The organism is Kitasatospora sp. NPDC004289, from assembly GCF_053602875.1.
This window is the reverse complement of sequence record NZ_JBSGEL010000042.1, coordinates 23,761-36,752: the sequence shown is the minus strand read 5'-3', so window position 1 is coordinate 36,752 and position 12,992 is coordinate 23,761. Positions and strand designations below refer to the sequence as shown.

13 protein-coding genes are annotated in these 12,992 nt (G+C 74.3%); 3 read left to right on the top strand and 10 right to left on the bottom strand.

From position 1 onward, the window contains the following. Positions 1-9: 9 nt before the first annotated feature. The 8 genes from hppD to ACWEPF_RS25860 all read right to left on the bottom strand — a co-directional run bounded on the left by hppD (position 10) and on the right by ACWEPF_RS25860 (position 7,602). Positions 10-987 (bottom strand): 4-hydroxyphenylpyruvate dioxygenase, encoded by a 978-nt coding sequence (gene hppD / locus ACWEPF_RS25895; RefSeq protein WP_452174389.1) that lies wholly within the window; start codon positions 985-987, stop codon positions 10-12. Then, positions 984-2,258, bottom strand: a complete 1,275-nt coding sequence (locus tag ACWEPF_RS25890) for a beta-ketoacyl-[acyl-carrier-protein] synthase family protein (protein WP_452174388.1) — start codon at positions 2,256-2,258, stop codon at positions 984-986. The genes hppD and ACWEPF_RS25890 overlap by 4 nt, the downstream gene beginning before the upstream one ends. Continuing rightward, entirely contained in the window at positions 2,255-3,910 is a 1,656-nt protein-coding gene (locus ACWEPF_RS25885; protein WP_452174387.1) for a class I adenylate-forming enzyme family protein, read from the bottom strand. Before ACWEPF_RS25885 ends, ACWEPF_RS25890 begins: the two co-directional genes overlap by 4 nt. A gap of 102 nt (positions 3,911-4,012) precedes the next feature. Beyond that, positions 4,013-4,492 (bottom strand): beta-ketoacyl synthase chain length factor, encoded by a 480-nt coding sequence (locus ACWEPF_RS25880; RefSeq protein WP_452174386.1) that lies wholly within the window; start codon positions 4,490-4,492, stop codon positions 4,013-4,015. Then, positions 4,489-5,559: a beta-ketoacyl-[acyl-carrier-protein] synthase family protein gene (locus ACWEPF_RS25875; protein WP_452174385.1), complete on the bottom strand. Its 1,071-nt coding sequence runs from the start codon at positions 5,557-5,559 to the stop codon at positions 4,489-4,491. The genes ACWEPF_RS25880 and ACWEPF_RS25875 overlap by 4 nt, the downstream gene beginning before the upstream one ends. 2 nt (positions 5,560-5,561) lie before the next feature. Continuing rightward, complete coding sequence (locus ACWEPF_RS25870) at positions 5,562-5,804, bottom strand: acyl carrier protein (RefSeq protein ID WP_345279886.1); 243 nt, start codon at positions 5,802-5,804, stop codon at positions 5,562-5,564. Continuing rightward, a complete protein-coding gene (locus ACWEPF_RS25865) occupies positions 5,801-6,064 on the bottom strand; it encodes an acyl carrier protein (RefSeq protein WP_345279884.1) in 264 nt (87 codons plus the stop codon). Before ACWEPF_RS25865 ends, ACWEPF_RS25870 begins: the two co-directional genes overlap by 4 nt. 119 nt (positions 6,065-6,183) lie before the next feature. After that, the gene (locus tag ACWEPF_RS25860; RefSeq protein WP_452174384.1) at positions 6,184-7,602 is read right to left on the bottom strand and encodes a class I adenylate-forming enzyme family protein; all 1,419 of its coding nucleotides are present in this window, start codon (positions 7,600-7,602) and stop codon (positions 6,184-6,186) included. Positions 7,603-7,972: 370 nt separating this feature from the next. On the opposite strand from ACWEPF_RS25860, the gene ACWEPF_RS25855 reads away from it, so the two are divergent. From ACWEPF_RS25855 to ACWEPF_RS25845, 3 genes are all read left to right on the top strand, one after another. After that, positions 7,973-8,788, top strand: coding sequence for a class I SAM-dependent methyltransferase (locus tag ACWEPF_RS25855; RefSeq protein WP_345279880.1), 816 nt, complete (start codon positions 7,973-7,975; stop codon positions 8,786-8,788). A gap of 81 nt (positions 8,789-8,869) precedes the next feature. Next, positions 8,870-9,802 (top strand): alpha/beta hydrolase, encoded by a 933-nt coding sequence (locus ACWEPF_RS25850; RefSeq protein ID WP_452174383.1) that lies wholly within the window; start codon positions 8,870-8,872, stop codon positions 9,800-9,802. Next, entirely contained in the window at positions 9,799-11,085 is a 1,287-nt protein-coding gene (locus ACWEPF_RS25845) for an aminotransferase-like domain-containing protein (RefSeq protein WP_452174382.1), read from the top strand. The genes ACWEPF_RS25850 and ACWEPF_RS25845 overlap by 4 nt, the downstream gene beginning before the upstream one ends. 62 nt (positions 11,086-11,147) lie before the next feature. On the opposite strand, the gene ACWEPF_RS25840 is transcribed toward ACWEPF_RS25845, so the two are convergent. Further along, complete coding sequence (locus ACWEPF_RS25840) at positions 11,148-11,903, bottom strand: ABC transporter permease (RefSeq protein WP_380150019.1); 756 nt, start codon at positions 11,901-11,903, stop codon at positions 11,148-11,150. Between the two features lie 40 nt (positions 11,904-11,943). Beyond that, entirely contained in the window at positions 11,944-12,882 is a 939-nt protein-coding gene (locus ACWEPF_RS25835) for an ATP-binding cassette domain-containing protein (protein WP_452174381.1), read from the bottom strand. Positions 12,883-12,992 lie beyond the last annotated feature (110 nt).

Below are 12,992 nucleotides of genomic sequence, written 5' to 3'. Positions count from 1 at the left end.
CGGCTCCTCTCAGTTGGCCGCGGTGGTGGCGTGCTGGCGTTCGACGGCCTCGTAGAGGGCCTTGATGTTGGCGGAGCCGAAGGTCTCCGCCCCCTGACGCTCGATCAGCTCCAGGAAGAAGGTGCGCCGCTCGTGCACCGAGCGGGTGAAGATCTGGTACAGCTGGCCGCCGTGGTCCTGGTCCACCAGCACCGCCAGCTCGCGCAGCGTCTCCACCGGCACGCTGGTCGGGCCGACCCGGGACGGCAGCAGCTCGTAGTAGGCGTCCGGGGTGGACAGGAAGTTGACCCCGCGCGCGGTGAACTCCCGGACCGCGGTGGCGATGTCGGCGGTGTGGAAGGCCAGGTGCTGGACGCCCGCGCCCTCGTGGTTGCGCAGGAAGGTGTCGATCTGGCCGGGCTCGCGGGCCGCGTCCGGCTCGATCAGGGTGAAGGTCACCCGGCCCGAGGGGCTCTGCACCACGCTGGAGTCCATCGCCTGGCGGCCGACCTCGATGTACTCCTCGTAGATCCGGCGGAAGCCCAGCGCCTCCTCGCAGAACCGCACCGCCGCGCCCAGCTCGCCGGCCGGCACGCAGAGCGCCGCGTGGTCCAGGAAGCCCAGCAGCCCGTGCTCGTCGGCCGGTTGGTCGCTCTCCGGGACGAAGCGCAGGGCCACGTCACCGAAGCCCGCGACCAGCCCGGGGGCGAGCGGACGGGCCCCGCCGCGCAGCGCCCGATCCAGCGCGGCGGCCGGGTCGGCGCAGGCCAGGGCGAAGACCGCGACCCCGTCGCCGTGCCGCTCCACGTAGCGGGCGATCGGGTGGTCCGGCTGCTCGGCCGAGGCCAGCAGGAAGCGGATGGTGCCCTGGGTCAGCCAGATCCGGCGCACCCCCGGCTCGGCCGGGGCCGGGGTGACGGTGAAGTCGAAGGCGGTGGCCAGGTCGGCGGCGAAGCGGTCGGCGTCCGCGCAGTGGAACTCGACGTGGGCGATGCTCTGGACGGTCAACGGATCTCTCCAGGCTGGTGAGGCCCGCCGGTGGTGGACGGCTGGCCGAAGATCAGGCTGAGGTTGTGCCCGCCGAAGGCGAAGGAGTTGGAGAGCGCGGCCCGCACCGGGGTGTGGCGCGCCTGCCGGACGTGGTCCAGCGCGCAGGCCGGGTCCGGGTCCTCCAGGTTGACGGTGGGCGGGAGCTGGCCGCGCTGCACGGCGAGCACCGAGACGATCGCCTCCACCGCCCCGGCCGCGCCCAGCAGGTGGCCGGTGGCGCCCTTGGTGGAGCTGACGGCGGGCCCGTCCTCGCCGAACACGGCGTTCAGCGCCGAGGATTCGGCCGTGTCGCCGAGCTTGGTGCCGGTGCCGTGGGCGTTCACGTAGCCGATGTCGGACGGGGCCAGGCCGGCGCTGCGCAGCGCGGCCCGCATGGAGTCGGCCGCCCCGGCGCCGTCCGGGCGGGGCATGGTCGGGTGGTGGGCGTCGGTGCTGCCGCCCCAGCCGAGCAGCTCGGCCCGGACGGTGGCGCCCCGGGCGGCCGCGTGCTCGGCCCGCTCCAGCACCAGCACCCCGGCGCCCTCGCCCAGCACGAAGCCGTTGCGGCGCCGGTCGAACGGGCGGCTGGCCTGCGCCGGGTCCTCCCAACCCTGGGCCAGGGCACGGGCGTTGGTGAAGGCGGCGGCGATGGTCGGGTGCAGCGAGGACTCGGTGCCGCCGCAGACCACCACGTCGGCCTCGCCGGCCCGGATCAGCCGCAGGCCCTCGGCGATCGCCTGGGCACCGGCCGCGCAGGCCGTGACGGGAGCCGAACTGTAGCCGCGCATCCCGTACTTGATGGCGATCCGGGCGGCCGCCATGTTGGACAGCATGCCCGGCAGCAGGTACGGGCTGACGGCCGGCCGGCCGCGCTCCAGCCGGCGGTGCGACTGCTGCTCGAAGGTCTCCAGACCGCCGCCGCCGGTACCGATCACCACGGCGATCCGGTCCGGCTCCACGTCGCGGCCGACCACCAGCCCGGCCTCGGCGAGGGCGTCATCGGCGGCGGCCAGGGCCAGCAGGACGAAGCGGTCCACGCAGCGGGTCTCGGTGGGCGGCAGCACCTCGGTGCCGTCGACGTGCGGGGCGATCCCGGCGAACGGCAGCCAGCCGTGCGCGGCGTGGCCGTCGGGGACGGCGGTGATGCCCGAGCGGCCGGAGGTGAGCGCCTCGAACACCTCCTCCACCTTGCGGCCGAGCGGGGTGACCAGGCCGAGGCCGGTGACGACGGCGCTGACCGGCGCGCTCACTCGGGGTTCCCGGCGAGCGCGGCGGCCTCGGACTCAGCGGCCTCGGACTCGGCGAGGTGCCGCTCGCGCAGCAGGATCTTGCGGACCTTGCCGGTCGGGCCGAGCGGGATGCGCTCGTCCGGCACCACCAGCACCCGACGCACGGTGGCGGCCGTCCACTCGTCCAGCGCGGCCGTCACCTCCTTGCTGCGGTCGGCCAGTTGGTCGGCCTGCGGGGCGAGCTGGAGCAGCACGTCGGTGACCACGGCGCCGTTCTCGCGGACCGCGACCACGGTGCAGTCCAGCACGTCCGGGCAGGCCGCCAGCACCCGCTCCTCGCTCATCGCGGTGAGCAGCCGGTGGCCGTTGCCGAGGTCGACCGAGTCCACCGCGCGGTCCACGTGGTAGTAGTAGCCCTCCTCGTCCCGGTACATCAGGTCGCCGGTGAGGAAGTAGCCGCGCACCCGGGTGCGGTAGGTGGTGACCGAGTCGTTCCAGTAACCGAGCGCCAGGGTGGGGGACTTGGTGCCCAGCTCGCCGATCTCGTGCGGGCCGAGCTCGGAGCCGTCGGGGGCCAGCACCGCGCAGTCCACGAAGGCGTGCGGGCGGCCGACGCAGCGGCCGTAGCGGTCGCTGCCCTGGCTGTGGCTGATGAAGAAGTGCGAGTGGCCCATCTCGGTGGAGCCCAGGCCGTCCACGAAGACCGAGCCGGGGGTGCGGACGCGGCCCTCGCGGGAGACCGACTCGCGCGAGCCGACCGCGATCAGGCGGCGGATGTGCGCCTCGTGCGCGCAGTCGCCGGTGTTCCACCACAGCGCCACCGACTGGAGCTGACGCTCGCTCAGGTCGTGCCGGGCCAGGTCGGCCCAGGTGGCGGCGAAGCCGATCACGCCGCCCGGCTGCCAGCGCTCGATGGCGTCCAGCACCCCGGCGCCGGTCTGGCTGGAGAGCACCGCGAGCTGGGCGTGCTGGCTCATCACCAGGTTGGAGATGATCAGGGTGGCCGCGTGCGGGGCGGGCAGCGCGGAGAGCATCCGCTCGGAGCCCTGCGGGCGGGGCAGCGCGAGCCGGTAGCGGATCGCCGCGTAGAGGCTGTCGTGCGAGTGGACCACGGCCTTGGGCAGGCCGGTGGTGCCGGAGGAGTGGGTGATGGCCACCGGGTCGCCGCCCCAGTGCCGGTACGGCTCGGGCGCCTTGGCCGGGTCGCCCAGGCCCAGGGTGGCCACGTCCGGCAGCAGCGGGGCGCCCGGGTCGTAGCCGGCCAGCCGCTCGCGGTGCTCGGCGTCGGTCAGGATGCCGGAGGCGCGCAGGCGGTGGATGTAGAGCGCGGCCTTCTCGCCGTCCAGGTTGGGGTTGAGCAGGGCCGGGATGGCGCCGAGGCGGGCGGCGGCCAGGAAGGTCAGCACGTGGTCGGCGGCGGCGGTCGACCAGACCACCACCGGGTCGCGGCGGCCGATCCCCAGCTCGTGCAGGGCGGCGGCCCGGGAGCGGACCGCCAGGTCCAGCTCGCGCAGGGTGAAGGGCTGCCAGGCGGCGTGGTCGTCCACCGGGGTGTCGAAGGTGAGCAGCGGCTCGTCGAGACCCTCGCCGAGGGCGATCCGGGTGGTGAGCACGTTCCCGGCGCCGAGGGCCGGATCGGCGGCCAGCCGGGCACGGATGCTGCGAATGCTCACGGGTAGGGGTTCCCTTCTGGAGGCCGCACCGGGGCGCACGGGGAGAGCACGGGGCGCGGCGCCGCCCGCTCGGGCGGCGTCGGATGGGGGTCGGGAGGTGGGTCAGGGGGCGAGCAGGACGGCCACCGCGCGGCCGGGGTCGCTCGGGTGCGCCTGTTCGGCGGCGATCACCAGGACTTCGTCGGCGTCGCCGTCGAGCAGCAGCAGGTCGGCCAACTCGTAGGCGTCCTGCGGTACTTCACCGGGCGTGGCGTTCGGCGGGCTGACCGCCAGCACCGGACCGGTGAGGCCCCAGCGGGCGGCCAGGTGGCCGAGCACCGCGTTGGGGTTGGACTGGAAGAAGAGCAGCGGGGGTACCCGTCGCTCTCCCTCCGCCGCGCGGGCGATCGCCTCGGCGGTGCCCAGGTCCCCGCTGTGGCTGACGAGGAGCAGGGCGGTCCGGGGTGCCGCTCGGTGCTGCTGGAGGCAGCGGTCGGCGGCGGCCACCACCAGGGGGTTGAACGGGGAGTCGGCGAAGCCGGGCAGACGGGGGAGTGCCTCGTCCTGCGGCTCGGGCCAGCGCCCCTCGGCGAGCTGCTTCACGCGGCGGCCACCAGGAGTGCGGTGTTGGCGCCGCCGAAGGCGGAGTTGAGGGTGAGCGCGTGGGCGGGCGCCGCCCGCGGGGCGTCCTCGGTGACCAGGTCCAGCGCGCACTCCGGGTCGGGCCCGAGCAGACCCGCGTTGACCGGGAGCACCCCTGCCCGCAACGCGCCGATGGTGACGGCGAGTTCGAGCAGCGCGGAGGCCTCCAGCGCGTGGCCGTGCACCGACTTGCTGGAGCTGACGGGCGGCCCGCCGCTGCCGAAGACGCTCTCCAGCGCCCGGGCCTCGGCCTGGTCCGCCAGCGGCGAGCCGGTGGCGTTGGCGTTGACGTAGCCGACCTGGTCGGGCGTCAGCCCGGCCCGGTCCAGCGCGGACCGCACGGCCCGGGCCAGGCCCGAACCGTCCGGCGCCGGACGGCAGACGTGGTACGCGTCGCCCGCCCGGCCCCAGCCCGCGATCCGGGCCAGCACCTCGGCGCCGCGGTGCTCCGCCGCGGCGGCCGACTCCAGCACCACCGCGACCACGCCGTCGCCGAGCAGCAGTCCGCTGCGCCCGGCGCTGAACGGCCGCGCCACGCCGTCGCGGGCCAGGGCCCGGCCGGCGTCGAAGACCGCGAAGGTGTCCGGCTCGACCAGGTACCCGGCCGCGACCAGGACCCGTTCGGCCCGGCCGGAGGAGATCAGTGCGGCGGCGTCCGCCACCGCCGAGCCGGCGGCCGTGCAGGCCCCGGTGTAGACCCGGCCGTCGCCCCAGCGCTCGTGCACCGGCCGGCAGGCCTCGGCCGTCACGGGGTCGCCGTGGCGGGCCAGCAGCAGCGGGCCGGCCTCGTCGGGGTGGACGCCCGCCTGGGTGACGGCCTCGTGCAGGACGGCCGGGAGCGCTTCGCCGAGGACGGGGGTTCCCGGCGCCAGCGCGGCCCGGCGGGCCTGGCGGTGCGTCACGTCGAAGCGGCCGACCGGTCCGAAGGCCGGCAGGCCCCGGGTGGCGGCGGCGACCAGCGGGTCGAGACCGGACCCGAAGGCGGAGCGGACACCGATGCCGGTGACCGCCACGTCGGTGGTGGTCACGGTCACGCGCCCGTCGCCGGTACGACGGCCGTCCGCAGCAGCTCCACCGCGTCGGTCACCGTGCGGACCTGGTCCAGTGCCTCGTCGGAGTAGCTCAGCTCACCGTGGCGCTGCTCGAACTCGGCGAGCAACCACGTGAGTTCGAGCGAGCCGAGCTCCTCCTCCACCGCCTCGGGGGCGCGCCGGCCGAACTCCGCCAGCACGGCCAGCACCTCCGCCCGGCCGGGCGGCGGCGCGGCACTCACGCCGGGGTGCCGGCGGTGGCGAGGCGCTTGGCCACGTCGGCGGTGAACTCGTCGAGGGTCATCAGCGCGGTGCCCTCCATGTCGTCCAGCTCGAAGCGGACGCCGTACTCCTCCTCGACCTGGACGGCCAGGTCGGCCAGCGCGAGGGACTCCAGGTCCAGGCCGGCCGGGCCCAGGTCGGTGTCGCCGGTGACCTCGGAGACGTCGTAGTTCATCGCGGTGAGGGTGGCGAGCACGAACTCGCGGATGGTGTCCTGCATCGGGGGGCTCCGTAACGGGTCGGAGGGACGGGGGGATTCGCAGACGGGGAGAACTCACAGGAAGTGCCCAGGCGCTGCCCAGCCACTGCCCAGCCTCGGCGGGAAGGGCGGTGACGGGGTCAGAGCGCTGCGGCGGCGGCGCGCAGCCCCGCGGGGTCGCGCAGCAGCTTGCCGGTGGCGGTGCGGGGAAGGGCCGGCAGCAGCGCCAGCCTGCGCGGGCGCTTGTATCCGGCGAGCCTCTGCTCCAGGCCCGCGCGGATCTGTTCGGCCCCGGCCCCCTCGGAGGGGACCAGGTAGGCCTCGACCGCGCCGTGCTCGAACACCACGACCGCCTCCCGGACTTCGGGCAGTGCGGCCAGCGTGTGCTCGACCTCGGTGAGGTCGACCTTGAGCCCGCCGATCGAGACCTGGGAGTCGCGGCGGCCGTGCACGGTGAGCAGGCCGCTCGTCGTGTCGTACGCCGCGGCGTCCCGGGTGTGCAGCCAGCCGTCGGACCAGCGGCTCGGATCGGTGAGCCCGAGATAGGGGGAGTCGGGGCGGCGGATGTGCAGCTCGCCGCCCTCGGTGCGCAGCTCCAGTCCGGGGACCGGGCGGACGGCGGGCGCCAGGGTGCCGTCCAGGTCGGTGGCGATGACGCCGAGTTCGGTCATCCCGTACATGGTGCCGAGCGGTACGCCGTACCGGGCGCGGACCGCCCCGGCCACTCCGGGCCGGGTCAGCTCGCCCGCGACCACGATCGCGGTCAGGTGCGGCAGCGGCCGGGGTGCGCGCACTCCGGCCAGCAGCTCGGCGTGGAACGGGACGCCGATCACGGTGGTCGGCAGGTCCTCCTCCGCGACGGCGGCCAGGATGCCGGCCGCTGTCATCCGCTCGGGGACGGTGAGTTGGACCCGGGCGTGCAGGGCGTGCAGCAGCCCTCCGACCAGGCCCAGCACGTGGACCACGGAGGAGAGCAGCACGGTGCGGCCGCCCGCGGCCGGGAAGCCCGGCAGCGCGCGGTAGACGGCGAGTTCGCGCAGCAGGTCGCCGGCGGTCCGGGCGATCACCTTGGAGGGCCCGGTCGAGCCGGAGCTCAACTGGACCAGCGCGTGCGGTGACCGCGCGGGCAGGCCGTCCGGTCGCGTGGTGACGACCGGCTCGACCTCGCTGAACCCGCGCAGTCCCGCCGCCGGCGGCCGGTCCGCCTCGACCAGCACCTGGGGAGCCAGGCGCTCCAGCGCCGCCGCCGTCTCGTGGTCCGTCAGCCGGTGGTCCAGCAGGGCTACTTGGGCACCCAGCTGCCAGGCGGCGAGCAGGGCGGTGACGTACCCGAGCGAGGGCGGCAGCCGCAGGGCCACCGTGCCGCCGTCCGTGAGCCCGGCGGCGGCGAGGCTTGCCCGCCGCGCGTCCACCAGGGCACGCAGGGCGGAGCGGGTCACCGGCCTTTCGAACCGGAGACAGACTTCTTGACCGGGACCGGCCAAAAGGAAGTGATCGACCCAGCCTTCCGGGGCTTCGGAATGCGGGGGCGCATCGGTGGGGAAACCGGGCAACGCCACTCCATGAATCGGGGCGACAGAGATTGGCAGCGGTTCACTTTCGGCGGATGGAATTCCGCGTTCCCAGACCCTGGCACAGGACGATTGACCGGGTCAAGGTCTATACCAATGCCGCTTGCGGCCCCTACGCTGCCGAGCCTGGAGCGGGCCCGCGGGCGGGCGCGCCGCGAGGGCGGTGCGGTGGCGGGCCTGCGGGCCCCGCCTGACGCCGTAGGACCGCCATGGCCTGCGCGGCTCCGGCCGCACGGCCTCGGGTCGGGGCGGCAGGTCTGCCTTCCGGGCCCCGGTGGGGCCTGCCGAACGGGCAGCCCCCGCGGCACCCCGGCCCCGCCGGATCGGCCCTTCATGTCGGACGTGCACGGATTGACTTGTGCACGCTGACGCCATGTCGAGAACAGGAAAGGCGCGAAGCACCGTGAACAGATTTGCCGGATGGGACTGGGAGAATCCCGAGACGCTCGCCGTGACCCTGGACGAATTCAGTGCCGGGGTCGCGGTCTGCGAGAAACTGGAGGCGATGCCAGAGGGAATCCCGCGCACCCGCGCGGAATTCCAGGCGCTGGGTCTCACGGGAATCGAATTCGCCGCATTCCGCACCGACCATCCGAACGGCCTCGGCAGTGACCTCACCCCGCTGCGCAGCGCCGTCGCGGTCAGCGAACCCGGCACCCTCTACCGGGTCGACGGCGACCGCTGCTTCACCCAGCTCGACGTCTCCCGCCCGCTGCCCTTCGAGGACGGCGCGGTCGACTGGATCTACGCCGAGCACCTCATCGAGCACATCCCGCTGAACGTCGCGCTGGGCTGGCTGAAGGAGTGCCACCGGGTGCTCGCCCCCGGCGGGCTGATCCGGATCACCACCCCTGACCTGGCCAAGTACCTGGTCGGCTACGTCCAGGAGGACGGCTTCCTGACCCGGCACCGGCGCCGGCTGAGCAAGCTCGGCTTCGGCCCGCCGATGCCCGAGCGCAAGGCCTTCCTGATCAACCAGATCTTCGCCTACTACGGCCACCGGTGGATCTACGACCAGGCCGAGCTGACCTACGTGCTCACCGAGGCGGGTTTCGACGAGGAGGCGGTCCGCTTGTGCTCGTACCGTGTGGGTCTGCACACGGAAATCGCCGATCTCGACACCGCCTTCCGCAGCGACGAGACCATCTATGTCGAGGCGCGGCGGCGGAGTTGACGGAGAAGCGGCGAAGCCGTTGACGAATCTCCGCTCACTCCCCATCAGTTCCCTTTTCCCGAAGGAAGGTTGGGCGAGGCGATGCCACTCGACCCGCAAGTCCTGGCCCTGCGGGCCCGCCGCGCCGAAGCCGGCACCCCCCCTCTCTACACGCTCGACCTGGCCACCGCCCGGGCCGCCGACCTGGCCGCGATCCAGGCCGCCGGCGGCGACCCCGAGCCCGTCCACCAGGTCAGCGAGCTGACCGTCCCCGGGCCCGGCGGCCCGCTCACCCTGCGGGTCTACCGCCCGAGCGACGCGCCCGGACTGCCCGCCCTGCTCTACCTCTTCGGCGGCGGCTGGACCCTCGGCTCGCTGGAGACCAGCGACGCGATCTGCCGCCGGCTGGCCAACGCGGCCGGCTGCGTCACCGTCGGCGTCGGCTACCGCCGGGCCCCCGAGCACCCCTTCCCCGCCGCCGTGCGGGACTGCCACGCCGCCGCGGTCTGGCTGGCCGCGCACGCCGCCGAGCTCGGCCTGGACGGCGCGCGGATCGCCGTCGGCGGCGACAGCGCGGGCGGTAACCTGGCCGCCGCCGTCACCCTGCTGGCCCGCCGCGACGGCGGCCCGGAGCTCCGCCACCAGCTGCTGGTCTACCCGAACACCGACCGCCGGGCCGACACCGCCTCGCTGCGCGAGAGCGACGACCCGCTGCTCTTCAACCGGCACTCGGTGGACTGGTACTGGGGCCACTACCTGGCGGACCAGGCCGACGGCGACGACCCGCTGGTCTCGCCGCTGCGGGCCGACGACCTGTCAGGACTGCCGCCCGCCACGGTGATCACCGCCGAGTACGACCCGCTGCGCGACGAGGGCGAGGCCTACGGCGAGGCCCTGCGGGCGGCCGGCGTGGAGGTCGAGACCCGGCGGTACGACGGCATGGTGCACGGCTTCTTCGCCATGGCCGGGGCGCTGGACGCGGGGCGGGACGCCCAGGAGTACGCGGCCCGGCGGTTGCGGGAGGCGTTCGCGTGAGCGCCCTGTCCCTGGCCGACCTGCACGGCTCGCTCGCCGACCCGCTGCTGGACGCGATGACCTTCCTCAACGAGGTGGCGGAGCGCTACCCGTCGGCGGTCTCCTTCGCTGCGGGCCGTCCCTACGAGGGCTTCTTCGAGACCTCCCAGGTGGCGAAGTACCTGGACGTGTACCTGGACCACCTGCGTGGCCGCGGCCTGACGGAGGAGCAGGTGCGCAGCGCGCTGTTCCAGTACGGCCCGACCAAGGGCATCGTGGCCGACCTGATCGCCCGGACCCTGGCCAACGACGAGGGCCTGACGGTCGATCCGGCCTCGGTGGTGGTCACCGTCGGCGCGCAGGAGGGCATGCTGCTGGTGCTGCGCGCGCTCTGCGCCGGGCCCGAGGACGTGCTGCTGGTCAGCTCGCCCTGCTACGTCGGTGTGACCGGCGCTGCCCGGCTGCTGGACGTGGCCACCGTCCCCGTGCCGGAGGGCGACCCGGCCGCGCTGGCCGCCACCGCGCGGCGGCTGAGGGCCGAGGGGCGGCGTCCCCGGGCGCTCTACGTCGTCCCCGACTTCGCCAACCCCTCCGGCGCCAGCCTGCCCACCGCCGTCCGCGAGGAGCTGCTCGCGGTGGCCGGGCAGGAGGACCTGCTGATCCTGGAGGACGACCCCTACGGCTTCTTCTCCCGGACCGGTGAGCGCCGGCCCACCCTCAAGGCGCTGGACCGCGAGCAGCGGGTGGTGCACCTCGGCTCCTTCGCCAAGACCTGCTTCCCGGGCGCCCGGCTCGGCTACCTGATCGCCGATCAGGTGGTGCGCGCCGCGGACGGCACCACCTCGCTGCTGGCCGACCAACTGGCCAAGCTCAAGAGCATGACCACGGTGAACACCCCCGCGCTCAGCCAGGCGGTGATCGGCGGTCTGCTGATCAGCCACGACTTCCGGCTGCGGGAGGCCAACGCGGACGCGGTCGCCCACTACGCGGCCAACCTGGAGCGGCTGCTGGCCGAGCTCGACCGCCACTTCCCGGCAGCCGAGCGGGAGCGGCTCGGGGTCGGCTGGAACCAGCCGGAGGGCGGCTACTTCACCGTGCTCACCGTCCCGTTCACGGCCGACGCGGCGGCTGTGGCGCGGTGTGCCGAGCGGTACGGGGTGCTCTGGACCCCGATGGCCGACTTCTACCCGGACGGCGGCGGGGAGCGCCGGCTGCGGCTCTCCATCAGCAGTCTGACGGGTGATCGGATCGCCGACGGGGTCGAGCGGCTGGCCGCCTTCGTCCGGGCGGAGACGGCGGCCTGAGACACCACGAGGAGGGGGTGGGAGCCACTGGCTCCCACCCCCTCCTCGTGCCGTCCGTGCCGTCAGCGCACGCGCTCCGCGAAGAGCCTGGCCGACCACCAGACCGCCAGCGCGGCCAGCGGCGCCACCACCGTGATGCTCTGCCAGACCACGGCGTCGCCGATCCGGCCGGCGAAGAGCGAGCGCATCCCCTCCACGGCCCAGTAGAAGGGGTTCCACTCGGCGATCGACCGCAGCCACTGCGGGGCCAGCGCCAGCGGGAGCAGCACGCCGGAGAGCAGGGCGATGGGCTGCGCCGCGGTGTTCACCACCGGGGCCAGCGCGGCGTCGTTGCGCACCAGCAGGGCGATGCCGAAGGAGACCGCCGAGGTCATCAGCGCCAGCATGGCCATCAACAGGTAGGCCAGCGCCAGGTCCAGCAGGCCGACGGTCAGGCCGAACGGCAGGGCCAGCAGGGTGATCACCACCGCCTGGGCCAGCAGCGCCACCACCTCGCGCAGCGCCCGGCCGAGCAGCAGGGCGAGCCGGCTGACCGGGGTCACCCGGGAGCGTTCGACGATGCCGGCCTTGAGCTCGCCGAGCAGGCTGAAGCCGGAGAACAGGCCGCCGAAGATGACCAGCACGGCGAGCAGGCCCGGCACGTAGATCCGGTAGGCCTCCTGGTAACTCCCGGCCCCCAGGGCGCTCTTGAGCAGCGGGGCGAACAGCAGCAGGTAGAAGAGCGGCTGGACGATGCCGACGACCAGCCAGACCGGGGTGCGCCACATCAGCAGCACCTGACGCTGGAACACCAGCCAGGTGTCACGCGCGAGTTTCATCGGGGAACGGCTCCAGGGGAGTGCGGTGGACCAGGTGGGATCAGTTGAGTGAGCGGCCGGTGCGGGCCAGGAAGACGTCGTCCAGGCTGGGGCGCTGGAGCTGGACGGTGGCCGGGGTGAGGCCGGCCTCGGCCAGGGCGGGCAGCAGCTGGGGGATGGCGGTGGCGCCGTCCCGGACGTACAGGCGCAGGCCGCCCTCGGCGGGCGTCTCGGTGCGGTGCAGGTACGGGGCGTCGGCGAGCGCCTTGGCGGCGTCCTCGACGTCCAGGCCGCTGAGCACCACCACGTCCCCGGAGACCTCCTGCTTGAGCTCCTCCGGGGTGCCCTCGGCGACGATGCCGCCGTGGTCGATGATGCCGATCCGGTCGCAGAGCGCGTCGGCCTCGTCCAGGTAGTGGGTGGTCACGAAGACCGTCATGCCCTCGGCCCGCAGCCGCCGGATCTCCTCCCAGACCCCGGCCCGGCTGGCCGGGTCCAGGCCGACGGTGGGCTCGTCCAGGAAGAGCACCGACGGCTGGTGGATGACGCCGAGGGCGATGTCCACCCGGCGGCGCTGGCCGCCCGAGTAGGTCTGGCAGGCGCGGTCCGCGAACTCGCCCAGCTCGAAGGACTCGACGGCCCCTTCGGCCAGCTTCAGGGCCTCGGCCTTGGAGCTGCCGTAGAGCCGGGCCTGGTGCACCAGCTCCTCGCGGCCGGTGACGGTGTCGGCGGTGCCGCCGCCCTGGGCGACGTAGCCGATCCGGCGGCGGACGCCGGCCGGGTCGGCCCGCAGGTCGGCCCCGGCGATGACGGCGGAGCCGCCGTCCGGGCGGATCAGGGTGGCCAGCATGCGCAGGGTGGTGGTCTTCCCGGCGCCGTTGGGCCCGAGGAAGCCGTAGATCTCGCCGGCCGCCACGGAGAGGTCGAGGCCGCGTACGGCGTCGACGGCGGCGGCCTTGCGGGACTGGTAGGACTTGCGCAGCCCCGTGGTCTCGATCAAAGCCAGAACTCCCGTACAGGGGTGGGCAGACAGGGGGTGAGGGGGCCGTCCGGTCGGAGCCGTACGGTGCCGGGGCAGGCCACGGGCACCGGCGGCCGGGGTGACGGAAG

Excerpts from the sequence above, each read along its gene's own strand:
- ACWEPF_RS25865 (WP_345279884.1), bottom strand. The coding sequence starts at position 6,064 with ATGCAGGACACCATCCGCGAGTTCGTGCTCGCCACCCTCACCGCGATG.
- ACWEPF_RS25850 (WP_452174383.1), top strand. The coding sequence starts at position 8,870 with ATGCCACTCGACCCGCAAGTCCTGGCCCTGCGGGCCCGCCGCGCCGAA.
- ACWEPF_RS25840 (WP_380150019.1), bottom strand. The coding sequence starts at position 11,903 with ATGAAACTCGCGCGTGACACCTGGCTGGTGTTCCAGCGTCAGGTGCTG.